Genomic DNA, 15,290 nt, shown 5'->3' with positions numbered 1-15,290 from the left:
GTGTTGGGGTCCGCCCGGTCAGCGGCGGCGCACGACGAGCGTGTCGGCGAGGCCGGCCGTGGCGTCGGCGGCGACCGTGCCGGTGCGGGCCAAGTCGGCCCAGACCTGGCGCACCTTGCGGCCGCGGCGGTCGACGTCGTCCCAGTCGGTGGTGCCGATCAGGCGGGTGTGCGCCCAGGCCTCGCGTCCGCCGAGCAGCAGCGGCAGCTCGGTGATGTGGGCCGCGCCGAACGCCGTGCCCTCGGGCTCCCAGGTGAACCGGAACGTCGAGACGCGCCCGCCCGCGGCACGGTGCCGGTCGGCGAAGGCCCGGCCGGCCCGGTGGTAGACCGCCTTCGTCGTGGCGTCGACCATCACGCGCCGGATCACCCGCCCGACCACGGGCAGACCGAACAACCGCTGCAGCACGGGGGAGAACTCGGCGAACACCGCGGCCTCGTCGGCCGTCGCACCGATCAGCAGGTCGATCTCGGGGGCGACCTCGCGCCAGGCGTCGTCGGCGGCGGACTCGGCGGGCAGCGGTGCGCGGCCGTACTGGACACCGAAGGCCATGCCACCGCGCAGGCCGAAGCGCTTCGCCGCCCGTTCGGCCACGGACTGCCCGGCGAGCAGCTCGTCGAGCGGAGCGTCCTTGCGGGGCGTGCCCACCGCCTCCGTCATCGCCTCCACCATGCGGCTGCGTCCGCGCGCGATGCCGAGCGGGGCGCTCTGCACGATGGCCCGGGCGAAGAGCCCCCGGGCGCCCTCGCTGATCATCAGGTGCGCGATCGCGTCGCCGCCGGCCGACTGGCCGAACAGGGTGATGCGGGACGAGTCGCCACCGAACGCCTCGATCGTGTCGTGCACCCAGCGGACCGCCGCGAGCTGGTCGAGCAGCCCGAGATTGGCGGGCACCTCGTCGCCGACGCCGAAGAAACCGAGCATGCCCAGCCGGTAGGTCACGGTGACGACGATCACGCGCTGCTCGGCGACGAGGGCGCGCGGGTCGTACACGCGCAGGTCGCCCGCCCCCGACACGTACGAGCCGCCGTGGATCCACACCATCACCGGCACGCGCTCGTCGGCGAGCAGGTCGGCGGGCAGGGTGATCGAGAGGCGTTGGCAGTGCTCGTCGTCGACCATGCCGACGGCGGCACCCTCGATCAGGGCGTCGAGCCCGGGTGCCGCGACCTGTGGCGAGGCAGGAGCACGGTCGAAGGCGAGCAGCGGGGACGACCAGGGCGCGACCGGACGCGGCGGCTCGAAGCGGTCGGCCTCGGCGTAGGGAACCCCGAGCACCCGCACGACCGCACCGTCGACGCGGCCCACGACGCGGCCCGAGGGGGTGTCGAACTCGCGGCGGGCAGCCCGGTCGTCGGTGTCGACGACGGGTTCGCCCGGGGTGGTCGGCGTGCTGGCGGTCGAGGGGGGAGCGTCCTGGGTCACCCGACCATCGTGCCCCTCACCGCCCGTCTAGGCTCGCGGGATGACCGCCGACACCCCTCCCGCACCCGGCTTCTACCGCCACTTCAAGGGCGGCCGTTACGAGGTGCTCGGCACCGCACGCCACAGCGAGACCGACGAGCCGCTCGTCGTCTACCGCGCGCTCTACGGCGAGCAGGGGCTCTGGGTGCGGCCGCTCGCGGCGTGGTCGGAACAGGTGCGACGCGACGGCTACGACGGCCCGAGGGTCGCGCCCGAGGGCTGACCGGCCCGGTCGCGAACCGTGCGCCCGCCACGCGGCGGTCGCCGAGAAGCTGCCCAGCCGAGGAGGCGCGGGCCGGGTCAGCGAAGTCACAGCCGCTTGATAGCCGCGCGGCCGGACACTCGGCTCATGAAGTTCTCACGTCGCTCCCAGCGCTCCCAGGGTGCAGCCACAGACGGGGGCGCCACGGACGACGCGACCCGCACCGCCGACCCGACCGCGGCCGCCACCGTCCCGGGCGACCCGACCCGCGCCTCCTCGCCCGGTGCCGCTCTGCCCGCCGCCGCACAGCCCGGCGGCGCACCACCCGCCGCCGCACTGCCCCCGGGCATGCTCGTCGCGGGCGCCTGGGCCTGGCGCCTGCTCGCGGTCGCGGCCGTGCTGGCCGTGCTCTTCTGGCTGATCGCGACGCTCGAGGAGATCGTCGTGCCGCTGCTCATCGCGATCCTCGTGTCGGCGTTCCTCGTGCCCGTCGCGGGGTTCCTGCACCGGCACCGGTGGCCACGCTGGCGCGCCATCGTGGCGGCGCTGCTGGCCGGGGTGGTCGTCGTGGGCGGGCTCGTGCTGCTCGCCGTGACGCAGATCCGGGCCGGACTGCCGCAGATCGAGAAGCAGTCCGTGGCGCAGTACGACCAGCTGACGACCCTGCTGCAGGGGCCGCCGTTCCAGCTGACGAACGCCGACGTCGACGGCTACCTGAAGGACGCGCAGAACGCGCTGCAGACCGAGAGCAAGGCGATCCTCAGCGGCGTGCTGTCGATCGGCACCGCAGCCGGCCACCTGCTGGCCGGAGGCCTGCTGACCCTCTTCGCGACGATCTTCCTGATGATCGACGGCCGGGGGGTCTGGGCCTGGACCGTCCGCCTCTTCCCGAAGGCGGCCCGGCCGGCCGTCGACGGGGCCGGCCAGGCGGGCTGGCACACGCTGACCTCGTTCGTCCGCGTGCAGATCGTCGTCGCCGCGGTCAACGCCGTCGGCATCGGCCTCATCGCGTTCGTCCTCGGGCTGCCGCCCGCCGTGCCGATCGCGATCCTGGTCTTCCTGGCGTCGTTCATCCCGGTCGTCGGAGCCATCGTGCCCGGCGCGCTCGCCGTGGTCGTCGCCCTGGTCTTCGCGGGGCCGGTCCAGGCCGTCGTCATGCTGGCCGGAGTGCTCGTCGTGCACCTGATCGAGGCACACGTGCTGCAGCCGCTGGTCATGGGTTCGGCCGTGCGGGTGCACCCGCTCGCGGTCGTCTTCGCCGTGGCGGGCGGGTCGTACGTGGCCGGCATCCCGGGCGCGCTCTTCGCCGTGCCGACGGTGGCCGTGCTGAACGTGATGGTCAAGTACGTGGCGACGGGGGCCTGGCGTCGGTCCCGCGTCGCGGACGACGTCGTGGAGGCACCCGAGGCGTCGTGATCGGAGGCCGCTGACCTGCCCGACCCGCGCCTCCTTCGCTCGGATGAGGGAGGCGCGGGTCGATGTCATCCGCTGGGCTGATGCGCCGGACTGCACGGTTCGACAGTGCATTGTGTGGTTCTACTCAGGAAGCCTCTGCATACTCGTCACTTCGCCCGGGCGCGTGCGCCCCTCTCGATCGAGTCCCCACTCGGCCGAGCAGCCGTGGCGGACGAGTCGAGGCCCCACGGCCTCGCGAGACCGACACCGACCTGTCACGGCCCCTCGCCCCGTCGCGTGGACACCGGCCACCCGTGAGCGCCCCGAGCGCCCGGCGTGGCTCCGCCGTGTGCGCCCCGCCCGACCGGAGGCGCGGGTCGGCCGAGCACGAGGACCACATGACCACCGAGAACACCCCTGCCCCCGGCGAGGACTCCGTCACCGCCGAGTCGACCCCGACCGCCGAGGCTCCCGCCACGCGCCGCTCGCTCTCCGCCGGCCGCCGTCGCAGCGCCCGTCGCCGCCTGTCGTTGATCGGAGGCGTCGCCGCGGTCGCCCTCGTGGCGGGGACCGGCTTCGCGGTCACCTCGATGTCGGCCGCCGGTGCGGACACCATCTCGGCCGAGCAGCACGCCGCCGACGTCAAGCAGCAGAAGGCCGAGATCGCCACATCACTGGCGCAGGCCAAGGCGCGCTCGACGATCCAGATCGCGAACCAGGTCGTGGCCTCGACCTCGAGCCGGACCGACGCCAGCGAGCTGCAGACCCAGGTCGCCTCGCTCGCCGACTACGAGAAGCTCGACGCCTCGACGCTGAACGACCGCGTCGAGAAGACCGCGCTCTCGGCTCAGACCGTGCAGGCCGCCGCCGCCGAGGCCGACCGCCAGGCCGCTGCTGCGGCCGCCGCCGCGCAGGCGGCCGCCGAGGCCCAGGCCGCTGCCGAGGCGAAGGCCGCCGCCGAGGCCGCCGCTGCCGCCGAGGCCGCCCGCGCCGCGTCCGACAACTCGGTGGCCGGGGCCAAGGCCACGGCCCAGTCGCTCGCGTCGTCGCAGTACGGCTGGGGCAGCGACCAGTTCTCGTGCCTCGTCTCGCTCTGGACGAAGGAGTCGGGCTGGAACTACAAGTCCGTCAACTCCAGCAGTGGCGCGGCAGGCATCCCGCAGGCCCTGCCCGGCAGCAAGATGGCCTCGGCCGGCAGCGACTGGGCGACGAGCGCCAAGACGCAGATCACCTGGGGGCTCGGCTACATCAAGTCGGTCTACGGCACTCCGTGCGGCGCCTGGTCGCACTCGCAGTCCGTCAACTGGTACTGAGCCGGCCCTCCCGGGGCTCGGGTCGCACCGCCTTCTGAACGTCGCACCGCGCACACGCGCGGTGCGACGTTCAGTTCGTGGTGCGATGCCGGTGGACGGGGGCCGACCATCAGTTCTGCGGGGGGATCGTCTGCCGGTCGGTGGGCTTGTCGGTCGTGACCGGGGTGGGGCGCGCGCTGGGGCTGGTCGGGCTCGGCGACGGCGTCGGGGTGCCCTCGGTGGGAGTCGCGGGTGCCGGCGTCGGGCTCTCGGGCGTCGCCGACGGGCTCACGCTCGGGCTGACCGTCACCACGGTGTCGTCGTCGTCACCGCCGCAGGCCGTCAGCGCCCCGAGGGCGAGCGCCGCCGTCGCCACCGCGGCCCCCACGCGAGCGGTCGTCGTCAGCATCGTTCGCGTCGGTGTCGTCCCCATGTCGGGAGCCTACGCGGGGCCTGACGAAGGCCGTCGCTCCGTCGAGTTCGACCACCTGGTCGCTCGCGGCGAGCACCCGCGCGTCGTGCGTTGCCACGATGACGACGGCGCCGTCGTCGGCGAGTTCGCGAAGCAGTTCGAGGACCATCTCGGCGTTCGCGTCATCGAGCGTTGCGGTGGGTTCGTCAGCGAGGACGACCCGGGGCTCGTGCAGAACGAGGCGGGCCAGAGCGACTCTCTGTTGCTCACCCCCACTCAACCGGGACACCTTCGTCGTTTCGACCCCCTCCAGGTGAACTCGTCGGAGGGCTGCGGATCGTCGCCCGGCGCGCTCCCGCGACGCGACCCTCTGGGCCGTCAGGGCGACGTCGAGGTTCTTGGCGACGGTCCAGCTGTCGACGAGACCGTAGTCCTGGAAGAGGAACCCGAAGACGTCGCGATGCAGACGTCGTCGTGTCCGACCTCGCGCGCGGCGGAGTTCGGCGCCCTCGTAGGCGATCGAGCCCGATGTCGATGTGCCGAGCAGCCCTAGACACTGGAGCAAGGTGGACTTCCCCACCCCGCTCGGGCCCGAGATCGACGTCATGGTCCCGGCGTCGAACGTCACGGTCACGTCCTTCCAGAGTTCTCGCCCCGAATGGGCCTTGGACAGATCAGCGACGACCAGAGACGAATGGGGACTACCGGGTGACGCCGGGCGAGTGGGCGTGGATGGGGCATCAGGACGCACCATGGATGTCTCCTTCGCTTGGGCGCCGAGCGGCTCTTCTGCCGGAGGACGAGGCCGTCCCCCGCGAGCGCCCCTCACACCAGAGGGCCGTCGGCCAGGCCAGGAGGAGGAAGGTTGCGGCGAGTGCCAGGCCGGCGGTGATCAGTCGTCCTAGGGGGATCTCCGGCATGGTCCCTGGCTGGGGGGTCACGAAGGAGACGAACGGCGCAGCGCAACCGAGTACACCGATGAGGATCATCATCCGGCCGTGGCGACGGAACGGGCCGAGGCCGTGGACGCGCCGGACGGACAGAGAGCGGGCACGCGAGCGGACGGACGCCCAGACGAGGAGGAAGACCATCGCAGCAGCCAGGAAGGACGAGAGCCACAGCGTGACGAGGGACTGGTTCTTCCAGGCGCGCCATTGCGGCACGAGCGAACCGGTCTCGTCCCGGACCTCCGCATGGGCGAAGACGAGATCGCGGATGCCGTGCTCCTGGAGCGCTGCCTCGAGCTCGTCGTACGAACCGGTGTACAACTCGTCGCCCGTGCTCATGGCCGCCAGGTGGTAGTCCATGCTGAGGACTCGCTGGGTCGGGGGGACGACGACCACGACGGGATCGACGAGTACGTCCTCGCCCGTATCCGTGCGCGGATAGGCCGTCAGGAGAGGGAGCTCGAGAGGGGAGCGATATGTCTGGACGGTGACGGCTGCGACGGGGACCTCGGCGAAGCAGTCGCCGTCGGGGCAGGTGAATCGCGTCTCGACCTCGCGTTGGAATGCTACGAACTCTCTCACACGTGACTCGAGAGCCCCGGCCTCGGGCTCCAGACCGAGAGGCACGAGGACCCGCACCCGGTCATCGGTGTCGTCGACGAACTCGTCGACCCCGCTCGTTCCCCGCGATGCCGCCTGCTGCAGGTACGTGCGGTTGACCACCACGCAGTCGACCGTCAACGAGAGACCCTGACATCCTGGGTCCAGGTAGTTCAGCAGGAGGTGGCCGGTCGCCTCCTCGCTGGCGATGAAGCGGGACCAGTCGGGTGCCTCACGCTCCACGACGGACTCCTCCGTCGCCCGCAAAGCGATGATCCGAGCCGATCGGTCGTGCCAGGAGTCGTGCTTCGCCGTGGCGGCGCGGAGACCGGCGCCGGCTTCCTCTAGTGCATCCGTCGCGGCCAGCATGGACGCCCCGATGCTCAGGAGTGTGGTGCCCGCGGCCACCCCGAGGATCGTCGTCGCTCGGCGCTCGCGAGGCCGCAGCCCAGGACGCGACCCGCCGTGGGCCGCGAGGGCCGCGAGGGCCGTGATGACGATCATGGCCCCGCCGCACAGAGCCGTGATCTGCGCCACGAGGAGACCGGTCGGGCCGATGTTCGGACTGGAGCCCCACAGGAGGGTGGCCGTCGCCAGCCAGCCGAGCCAGGTCGTCGCCCACAGGGCCCCGACGAACGTCGCCGTCTTCACGAGGTCGCCGCCCGACACCCCGTAGCGGGAATGGCCGTGGACGCGACGAGCCCGTCGTGAGCCGGCGGTCAGGGTCCAGGCCGCCGCCGACGTCACGAACAGGAAGGTGGCGACAGCGAACACGAGGAGGGGCGGGACCACCGTGACGGCTTGCGCGGCAGTTGCTGCTGCATCGTTCCACACGACCTCCGCCGTGAATCCGTCGCGGCGGAGGTCGTCAGCGGAGCGTTCGATGTCGCCGTCGGAACCGAAGACGGTCCACTGGCCGTAGACCGTGTCGACGCCGGCCTCGAGGACGCGGGTCTGCGTCGACGCGAGACGGGTGCCGAAGTCGTGAACCTGCCTGCCCGGTGCCAGGGCGCCGGGCGCCCCGGGCTGGCCGGTGAAACCAGGAGAGAGGACGAGGATGCGTCGGACGCCGTCCGGGGTCGCGTCGAAGGTCACGAGAGCTGCGGCCAGGTCGTTGCCCTCGAAGTCCGCGACCACGGTCGCAGGTTCGTCCAGGCCTCCTGGGCCCGACGTGATGTGGATCTGGGCGGGAGCCGACAGGGGGAACAGCTCTTCGGACCTCTCGGCGACGAGGTGCGCGGCAACGGTCGAGACCATCGAGACGAGGACGATGGAGGTCCGGAGGATCACGTGCATCGAGGCTTCCTGACGGGGAGGTCGGGGTGGAGGCGAGAGCGGTGGCGCGTCACGCCGGGGCGGGACGCGCCACGCAGCTCAACTCGTGATGCGGTAGTACGCGTAGTCCACTCGATTCGGGGTGGCGGTGCCGTAGGCGTACGACCACTGGCCCGGGCTCGTGTTCGCACTCTGCGTGATGCGGCCGGCGGCCGTCTTCACCGACGACCCGTGCCACCTGCTGCGGTGGAAATAGTTCGAGTACAGGCGGGGCTTCGTGCCGTAGGACCAGGACGACTCGACCACGAAGCCTCTGCTGTGGTCGCTCGTGGTCGTCCCTGCTGTACCGGGCTGGACCGCCACCGAGCCGGACTCGACGACTGTCGGTCCAGGCGCGGGCAGGGTCTCTGCGTTCGCCGCCGTCGTGCCGGTCGCCATCAGGGCCAATGCGAGAGTGCCGGTGGCGAGACGGGAGAGGATCTTCATGCGGTGCCTTTCTGGAGGGGTGAGCAGGTGCTCGACCCATCCAGAAAAGCATTAATATGTGATCTTCTCGATGAAAAACGTCGGCCTGTGGATAACCGGGTTCGTGACGTCCGGTCCGCGCGAGTGCGGTGCGGTGTGCTCCGAGGCGGCGCGGCCGCGATGCCGGTCGGAGACTGCGAACGGCCTCGACCTCGAGGTGAAGGCGTCAGACCGCGCCGACCAGCGTCCACGCCCCGCCGTCGCGACGCGTCACCCGGCCCTGCACGACGTCGGCGAGCTCGCCCACGGTCGCCTCGACGACGGCCCCGATGCGGTGCGCGGGCTCGTCGGCGGCGCACTCGTAGCGCACCACCAATCGTGGCTCGCCCCGCACCAGCGTGACGTCGCTCGCCTCGACCGTGGTCAGCCCCGCGGCGCTCGCGGCGGCCGCGGGCAGCACGGAGTCGGGCCGCACCCCGGGTCGCAGGGTGCCGACGGTGAGCGTGACGCGGTACGAGGGCATGCGCTCATCCAACCCGGCACCACCGACATCGAGCGGCGGTCCCAGCAGGGTCGCAGCCGCTTCACGGCACACCCCGAAACACGCCCGACTCACGGACGTGCCACCCTCTCGTCATGAAGCGCACCGCGTCCGCCCGACTCGAGTTCGACGTCGACGGCCCCGCCGAGTTCGTCCTGTCGATCGCCGCCTCCCGCGCCTACGCCGCGCCCGGCACGGGAGCGGCGCCCGGCACGGCCGGCACGCCCGGCACGCCCGGCACGGCCGGCACAGCCGACGCCGCCCGCATCACCGAGGAGGCGCTGGTCGTCACCCAGCACGGCGCCCCTCTCGAGGGCCGCGAGCTGCACGACCACCACGGCCCCCTCCTCCACCTGTGCGCTGTCGGGGCCGGCCGGGTCACCGGGGACTACCGGGTCGTCGCCGACGGACGCCTCGACGACCCCGCGGGCGCCGGGCGGGCCCTCGTGCGCTCCCGCCGCCCGAGCCGCTACTGCGAGTCCGACACGCGCAGCCCCGCCGCCCGTGCCGAGTTCGGCGGGCTCGAGGGGCGCGAGCTGCTGGCCGCGGTCGCGACGTGGGTCGGTTCGCACCTCGCCTACGTGCCCGGGGCCAGTGCTCCGACCGACGGCGCCGTGCAGACCCTGCTCGACCGGCAGGGCGTCTGCCGTGACTACGCCCATCTCGTCATCGCCCTGTTGCGCGGGCTCGACGTGCCCGCGCGGCTGGTCAGCGTCTACGCCCCGGGCTTGTCGCCGATGGACTTCCACGCCGTGGCCGAGGCCTTCGTCGACGGCGCCTGGCACGTGGTCGACGCCACCGGGCTCGCGCCACGGCAGACGTTGCTGCGCATCGCGACCGGTCGGGACGCCTCGGACACGGCGTTCCTCCCGAGCCACGGCGGCCGCGTCACGGTCGCGGGGATGCAGGCCGGAGCCGTCGCCGACGTCCTGCCGCGCGACGACGTGAGCACCTTCGTCAGCCTCGGCTGCCCGCCCGCCGGCACCGCGCCTCCTGCGCTCGCGCCGCCCCTGCCCTGCCGCCCGCCCCTCCGGCGCCGCGGCTCAGTCCTCGCGGTGCGCCAGCTTCGCGCCCTCGCGGGCCCGGACGGCGGGTTCGTTCTGGTGGACGCCCGCGGGCCAGGACTCCGGCCCGGCCGACCCCGCCGGGTACTCGTCGATGGCGACCTCGCCGGACGTCCACGCCTTCACGACCGGGGCGACGATGCGCCAGCCCTCTTCCGCCGAGTCGCCGCGCACCGAGAGCGTCGGGTCGTCGTCGAGGATGCCCTCGAGCACCTCGCCGTAGGCCGTCAGGTCGGCCGCGCCGAAGTCGGCGTGCAGGGAGGCGCGCGACAGGTCGTACGAGTCGCCCGGCCCGTTGACGTTCAGCTCGAGCGACATCTCGTCCGGCGAGATCGCCATGCGGAGGCGGTCGGGGGTGCCACCCCCGATGAACTCCTTCGGCACGTGGGTCGGCGGGCGGAACGTGATGACGATCTCGCGACGGCGCGACGCCAGGGCCTTGCCCGACCGCAGCAGGATCGGCACGCCGGCCCAGCGCCAGTTCGCCACCTCGACGACGACCTCGGCCAGCGTCTCGGTCTCGAGCGAGGGGTCGACGCCGTTCTCGTCGACGTAGGCGGGCAGGGTGCGGCCGTCGACCTTCCCCTTGCCGTACCGGGCGCGGCGCGTGTTCGCGACCGCGTCGTCGTCCCAGACGTGGGTGGCGCGCAGCACCAGCTCCTTCTCGTCGCGCAGGTCGGCGGGGCCGAGCGTCGCGGGAGCGTTCATCGTCAGCACGGCCATGACCTGCAGCAGGTGGCTCTGGATCATGTCGACCATGGCGCCGGCGTGGTCGTAGTAGCGGGCGCGGTTCTCGAGGCCGAGCTCTTCGTCGTAGACGATCTCGATGCTCTCGACGTGCTGGTTGTTGAGCATGGGCTCGATGAGGCGGTTCGCGAAGCGCAGGCCGAGCAGGTTCAGCACGGTCGACCGACCGAGGAAGTGGTCGACGCGGTGCACCTGGTCCTCGGGGACGAGCTTCAGCACCTCGCGGTTCAGCTTCTTCGCGCTGGCGAGGTCGGTGCCGAACGGCTTCTCGAGGGCGAGGGACGTTCCCTCGGGCAGGTCGACCTCCTGCAGGGCCGTGCAGGCCTTCTCGGTGATGGCGGGCGGCAGGGCGAAGTAGATCGACGGAGGCGCGTCGCAGGCCTCGATCAGGCTGCGGAGGCCGTCGGCCCCGGTCACGTCGGCCGTGATGTACGTCGTGGACTCGAGCAACGCGTCCACCGCCGCACCGCTCGCATGGCCGCTGTCGAACGACGTCTTCACGCGCTTCTTCCACTCGGCGTCGGAGTACTCCTCGACGCCGGCGCCGATGAGCTGCACGCGGCGCGTCGGCTCGAGCGCCAACAGGCCGCCGAGCCCGGGGATCAGGAGGCGCGCGGCGAGGTCTCCGCTCGCTCCCAGCATCAACAGGGTCGCCGGTTCGGGGGCCTTCTTCGCACTCATGCCGTGCACGGTAGTGGGTCGGTCGCGGCCGTGCCCGGAGCAGGGCGGCGTAGCGTGCGGGCATGAGCGACCAGACCTACACCGCCCGCTTCGTCGGCCACGACGAGACCGCCACCGAAGAACTCACCCTCATCGACGGCCTGCCGCAGAAGAGCGTCACCCGCCCCGGCGCCTCCGACGGCGAGGACCTCATGTGGGAACTCGACGACGACGCCAGCGAGGGCGGCGAGTTCGTGTACCGCTCCCTCGGCGTCTCGGGCCACGACTACAGCTGACCTGCCCGGGCTGCCCTCGTCCCGGTTCGCGTGATGTCACGACGTGCCGCTCACCTTCGGGGGTGAGCGGCACGTCGTGACATCTCGACCGGGCGAAGGAGGCGCGGGTCGCCTCCCTGCCCCTAGCCTCGTCAGCATGTGGTTGCTGCTGTGGCTCGTGGTGCTCGTCTTCGGTGTCGCCCTCTCGACCGACGCGACGGCTCGAGAGCTCGCCTCCGTCGGTGCCCACCGGTGCCCGTGGTGGCGACAGTCCCCGCACACCCCGGCCGGCCTCCGGTGGGGTCGCGGACTCGGCACGGGCGTGACGCTGCTCGGAGTCTTCGGCATCCGCGAGACCACCGGCCTCGGCTTCTCGACCGTCGTCGTCTTCCTGGCCGTGGCCGCCGCCCAGTGCGGACAGATCGCGTGGCACAACCGCCGGGTCGCGCGGCTCGCCCCCACCGAGCCGGGCGCGGCCGAGGCCCCGAGCCGCGCCCCCCGACCCGACCCGCCCCCCCTGCCCCGACCCGCGCCTCCTGCCCCGCCCTGCGCCTCCTGACCCGACCTGCGCCTCCTGACCCGACCCGCGCCTCCTGACCCGACCCGCGCCTCCACCGGTGTGCAATTCGCGACCACGACGCGGCGACACGCCGACATCTCGTGGCGGGGCGGCCCGTCAGGCCAATCGAGGGCGGGATCGGCCGCAGATCGGGCCCGCCGGCGGCGACCGAGGACGGGTGCGGCGCGGCGCCCCGGCGCCACGGCGCCGCGGCGCCACGGTGGCGCGACGGCTGACGAGATCCCTTTAGGTCGCGCCTGGCAGGTCAGGCCCGGCGGGTGGGGCGCACCGAGACGGCCTCGGCCGTGGCCCCGTGCGGCAGGTCGACCACGAGCCGCACGGCGTCGGCGACGGACTGCGGCTCGAGGTAGAGCGACGTGTCGGACGTGCCGCCCGCGGCCGTGACGAGCTCGTGCTGCATGTCGGTGTCGACGCGGCCCGGGTGCACCGAGCTGACCCGGACGCCGTGCGGGCGTTCCTCCTCGCGCAGGGCGTCGGTCAGCGCCCGCAGCGCGAATTTGCTCGCCGCGTAGGTGCTGCCGTTCGGCCCGGCCGTGAACCCCGAGCCGCTGTTGATCGAGACGACCGTGCCTTGCACCGCCCGCAGGGCCGGCAGCAGCTGACGCGTCACCTCGGCCACGGCGAACACGTTGACCTCGAACACGCGGCGCCAGTCGTCCCGCTCGGTGTCGGCGACGGCCCGGCCGCCGATCACGCCGGCCGCGTGCACCAGCACGTCGAGCCCGTCGAGCGGCGGCACCGTGAGCGCCGGGCCCGAGAGGTCGGCGGCCCACGCCGTCGCGGACGGGAGGTCGGCGGTGATCGCCCGCAGCGCCTCCTCGTCCCGGCCGTGGACGATCACGTGGTGGGTGCGGGCGAGGTCGCGGACGACGGCGAGGCCGATGCCCCGCGAGCCCCCGGTGACGAGTGCGGTCTTCATCGCCCCAGTCTGCCGGGCTGGGCCGGACGGTGGTCGGGGCCCGTCGGCGGCCCGGCGGCCCGGCGGTCCGGCGGCCCGGCGGTCAGGCCAGGGGGTCGTGCCCCCAGTTCATCAGGGACCAGCGCCACTTCGTGTCGGTGACGTCGCCCGAGGGGCGCTGCTTCGAGTGACGTGCGACGTAGCCGTGCACCTTCTCCATGTGCTGCCAGTCGGCGTCGGTCAGGTCGGCCTTCTTCTTCTCGAGGATGCGCACGATGTGCCGACCGCTCTCGTGCCCGACGGACTCGCCGCCGTCCTTCTGCCCCACCTCGCGCGACTCGTCCGTGTCGAGCCAGTCGCGAAGCGTCGAGGCCGTCATGTTCACGTCGTCGTGGAACTCGTCCCAGGTCTGCTGTCGGTCGTCGTCTGTCATGGGCCGAGCCAAGCACTCCCGCCCCCCGCGAGTCCGGGGGGCGCGGGGCGGCGAGGCGCGCCCGCCGCGCCCCCGCCGCGTCCCCCCCCCCGCCGCGACCACGTCGTCCCGCCGGATCGGCGAAGATGGCACGGTGCGCACCCTGACCACCGGCACCGCCGCCCTGCTGCTCGCCGCCTCGCTCGCGGTCACGCTGATCTCGTGCTCGGCCGACGGGAACAACCCGACGGTCGCGCCGCAGGCGAAGATCCCCGCCGGGCTCGCGGTCGAGGGGTACGCCATCGCCTCGCCCGACGCGACGACGGCCGCGGTCGAGGCGTTCGACCACAGCGAGGCCGCCATCGACACGGTGGGCGTCTCGGGCGTCGCGATCACGACCGGCGGGGCCGGTGTCGCCCCGAGCGACGAGTCCGCCAACTCCCTGCGCGAGGCCGCCCAGTCGGCGGGCAAGAAGGCCGAGCTGTTGGTCGTCAACGCCGGCCGGGACGGGTTCAGCGGCGAGCTCGCGACACAGCTGCTGTCGAGCCGGGCCAACCGGGAGTTCGTGGTGTCGGGCCTCACCGGAGAGGTCGTCAACGGCGGCTGGGACGGCGTCCAGATCGACTTCGAGTCGCTCTCGGCCGCGGACGCCCCGGGGCTGGTCGACTTCGCCGCCGAGCTGCGCGACGCCCTGCCCGACGACGCCGCGATCTCGATGGCCGTGCAGCCCAGCACCGACCCGTCGGGGTACGGGGACCTCGGGTACGACCTCGCCGCCCTGTCCGACTCGGTCGACCGGTTCGTGCTCATGGCCTACGACCAGCACGGCACCGGCTTCAGCGAGCCCGGGCCCGTCGGGGGACTGCCCTGGGTCGGCGAGGTGCTCGACGCCGCGCTCGAGCTCGTCCCGGCCGACCGCCTCGACCTCGGTGTGGCGGGGTACGGCTACCGCTGGACGGGCGAGGGCGCCGCAGGAGGCGCGGTGTCGGTCGCCGAGGCCCGCACCGGCGCGCAGTCCACCGGTTCGTGGGACGCCGAGCAGGCCGAGTACACGGCGTCGCCCGATGACGGCTCGACCCTCTGGTGGTCGGACGGACGCTCGATCACCGCCCGCGCCGACCTGGCCGAGTCGAAGGGGCTGCACGGCGTCGCGATCTGGCAGCTGACGACGGGCGACCCGATCCGCCGCGGCTGACGCCGGGGGAGTGCCCGTCCAGCGGCTGATCCGGTACCTACCGGATCGTCCGCAGTCGGAGGGGCGGGGGATCGGGTCCGCTGATCCGCTACGTACCGGATCAGCGTGAGAGAGGGATGCCCCCTACGGCGTGATGATGCCGATCGGGCCGGTCAGCTCGGGGATCTCGCGGTCGCTGAGCAGCCAGCGGTCGCCCCCGCCGGTGACCAGGAAGGCCAGCGGGCCGGGACGGCAGACGACGAGCGCGCCGCCCTCTTGGTGCAGCACACCGTCGAGCGCGCCGCCGAGGTCGCGGTCGTCCTCGGAGCCCGAGGCCGACAGGACGGCGCAGCGCCCCTCGGCGCCCATCGCCTGGAGCAGACGACGCATGCCCTCGGGGTCGCTGCGGTCGGGGCCCAGCGGGGGCGCGACGGCCAGGTCGACCCACTCGACCGGGCCGGTCAGGTCGGCCAGGGTCTGCTCGGCGGGACCGGCCGGGTCGACGGCGAGGTCGTGCACGGACTGCTTGCGATCAGGCGCGGCGAAGGCCTCGAGTGCGGTGATGACGGAAAGGGGGAGCGACGCCCCGGGTGATCTCCTGTCGAGGGGTTCCGCCCATCCTCCCACCCGGGATGCCCTCACAGGTCCGTCCACAGACGGAAACGCGAGCGGGCATCGGGTCGAGCCGCCGCACTACGCTGCCGGAGAGCGGCCCGACGCGCGACGACGACCCGACCTGCCCACCCACGACGACGACGGAGACACCGTGAGCGACGCCCCCGGCCAGCAGCCCCGGCAGCAGACCCAGAAACCCCACACCCCCCCGACACGGGTCCGCCCGCCCCACTCCCCAGCCCACGCCACACCTTCTGTGCAGTCGGCCACTG

16 protein-coding genes and 1 pseudogene are annotated in these 15,290 nt (G+C 73.0%); 7 read left to right on the top strand and 10 right to left on the bottom strand.

What is annotated here, in order from left to right:
• Positions 1 to 18: 18 nt before the first annotated feature.
• Positions 19 to 1,425 (bottom strand): carboxylesterase family protein, encoded by a 1,407-nt coding sequence (locus AEQ27_RS16230; protein ID WP_082383688.1) that lies wholly within the window; start codon positions 1,423 to 1,425, stop codon positions 19 to 21.
• Between the two features lie 40 nt (positions 1,426 to 1,465).
• Between AEQ27_RS16230 and AEQ27_RS16225 the strand changes: the two genes are divergently transcribed.
• From AEQ27_RS16225 to AEQ27_RS18160, 3 genes are all read left to right on the top strand, one after another.
• On the top strand, positions 1,466 to 1,687 hold the full coding sequence (locus AEQ27_RS16225; protein WP_054147611.1) for a DUF1653 domain-containing protein: 222 nt from the start codon (positions 1,466 to 1,468) through the stop codon (positions 1,685 to 1,687).
• A 126-nt stretch (positions 1,688 to 1,813) separates the two neighbouring features.
• Positions 1,814 to 3,082: an AI-2E family transporter gene (locus AEQ27_RS16220; RefSeq protein WP_082383687.1), complete on the top strand. Its 1,269-nt coding sequence runs from the start codon at positions 1,814 to 1,816 to the stop codon at positions 3,080 to 3,082.
• Between the two features lie 377 nt (positions 3,083 to 3,459).
• Positions 3,460 to 4,374, top strand: coding sequence for a lytic transglycosylase domain-containing protein (locus AEQ27_RS18160; RefSeq protein WP_054147610.1), 915 nt, complete (start codon positions 3,460 to 3,462; stop codon positions 4,372 to 4,374).
• Positions 4,375 to 4,483: 109 nt separating this feature from the next.
• Here the strand turns inward: AEQ27_RS18160 and AEQ27_RS16210 are convergent, their stop codons facing one another.
• The 5 genes from AEQ27_RS16210 to AEQ27_RS16190 form a co-directional block, all read right to left on the bottom strand.
• The gene (locus AEQ27_RS16210) at positions 4,484 to 4,786 is read right to left on the bottom strand and encodes a hypothetical protein (RefSeq protein ID WP_200908393.1); all 303 of its coding nucleotides are present in this window, start codon (positions 4,784 to 4,786) and stop codon (positions 4,484 to 4,486) included.
• Entirely contained in the window at positions 4,680 to 5,372 is a 693-nt protein-coding gene (locus AEQ27_RS18860; RefSeq protein WP_369813675.1) for an ABC transporter ATP-binding protein, read from the bottom strand. Before AEQ27_RS18860 ends, AEQ27_RS16210 begins: the two co-directional genes overlap by 107 nt.
• Positions 5,373 to 5,505: 133 nt before the next feature.
• Complete coding sequence (locus AEQ27_RS16200; RefSeq protein WP_054147607.1) at positions 5,506 to 7,608, bottom strand: hypothetical protein; 2,103 nt, start codon at positions 7,606 to 7,608, stop codon at positions 5,506 to 5,508.
• Between the two features lie 78 nt (positions 7,609 to 7,686).
• Positions 7,687 to 8,073, bottom strand: coding sequence for a lactococcin 972 family bacteriocin (locus tag AEQ27_RS16195; protein WP_054147606.1), 387 nt, complete (start codon positions 8,071 to 8,073; stop codon positions 7,687 to 7,689).
• A gap of 205 nt (positions 8,074 to 8,278) precedes the next feature.
• Positions 8,279 to 8,575, bottom strand: a complete 297-nt coding sequence (locus tag AEQ27_RS16190; protein ID WP_043596776.1) for a hypothetical protein — start codon at positions 8,573 to 8,575, stop codon at positions 8,279 to 8,281.
• Positions 8,576 to 8,688: 113 nt separating this feature from the next.
• Between AEQ27_RS16190 and AEQ27_RS16880 the strand changes: the two are divergent.
• Positions 8,689 to 9,561 (top strand): annotated as a pseudogene (locus AEQ27_RS16880) (transglutaminase family protein); the annotation flags it as partial.
• Positions 9,562 to 9,636: 75 nt separating this feature from the next.
• Here the strand turns inward: AEQ27_RS16880 and AEQ27_RS16175 are convergent.
• Positions 9,637 to 11,085, bottom strand: a complete 1,449-nt coding sequence (locus tag AEQ27_RS16175) for a glucose-6-phosphate dehydrogenase (RefSeq protein WP_082383685.1) — start codon at positions 11,083 to 11,085, stop codon at positions 9,637 to 9,639.
• Between the two features lie 62 nt (positions 11,086 to 11,147).
• Here AEQ27_RS16175 and AEQ27_RS16170 point away from each other — a divergent pair, with 62 nt between their 5' ends.
• Entirely contained in the window at positions 11,148 to 11,360 is a 213-nt protein-coding gene (locus AEQ27_RS16170; protein ID WP_054147603.1) for a hypothetical protein, read from the top strand.
• A 136-nt stretch (positions 11,361 to 11,496) separates the two neighbouring features.
• Positions 11,497 to 11,898 (top strand): hypothetical protein, encoded by a 402-nt coding sequence (locus AEQ27_RS16165; protein WP_054147602.1) that lies wholly within the window; start codon positions 11,497 to 11,499, stop codon positions 11,896 to 11,898.
• Between the two features lie 265 nt (positions 11,899 to 12,163).
• On the opposite strand, the gene AEQ27_RS16160 is transcribed toward AEQ27_RS16165, so the two are convergent.
• Together AEQ27_RS16160 and AEQ27_RS16155 are read right to left on the bottom strand one after the other, a co-directional pair.
• Positions 12,164 to 12,838: an SDR family oxidoreductase gene (locus AEQ27_RS16160; RefSeq protein ID WP_054147601.1), complete on the bottom strand. Its 675-nt coding sequence runs from the start codon at positions 12,836 to 12,838 to the stop codon at positions 12,164 to 12,166.
• Between the two features lie 82 nt (positions 12,839 to 12,920).
• Complete coding sequence (locus tag AEQ27_RS16155) at positions 12,921 to 13,250, bottom strand: DUF3140 domain-containing protein (protein ID WP_054147600.1); 330 nt, start codon at positions 13,248 to 13,250, stop codon at positions 12,921 to 12,923.
• Positions 13,251 to 13,383: 133 nt separating this feature from the next.
• Between AEQ27_RS16155 and AEQ27_RS16150 the strand changes: the two genes are divergently transcribed.
• The gene (locus tag AEQ27_RS16150; protein WP_054147599.1) at positions 13,384 to 14,424 is read left to right on the top strand and encodes a glycosyl hydrolase family 18 protein; all 1,041 of its coding nucleotides are present in this window, start codon (positions 13,384 to 13,386) and stop codon (positions 14,422 to 14,424) included.
• A 123-nt stretch (positions 14,425 to 14,547) separates the two neighbouring features.
• On the opposite strand, the gene AEQ27_RS16145 is transcribed toward AEQ27_RS16150, so the two are convergent.
• Entirely contained in the window at positions 14,548 to 14,922 is a 375-nt protein-coding gene (locus AEQ27_RS16145; protein WP_054147598.1) for a hypothetical protein, read from the bottom strand.
• Positions 14,923 to 15,290 lie beyond the last annotated feature (368 nt).

This window comes from Frigoribacterium sp. RIT-PI-h, from assembly GCF_001297205.1.
In the GTDB taxonomy this organism is placed as follows: domain Bacteria; phylum Actinomycetota; class Actinomycetes; order Actinomycetales; family Microbacteriaceae; genus Frigoribacterium.
This window is presented reverse-complemented; position numbering and strand designations above follow the sequence as displayed.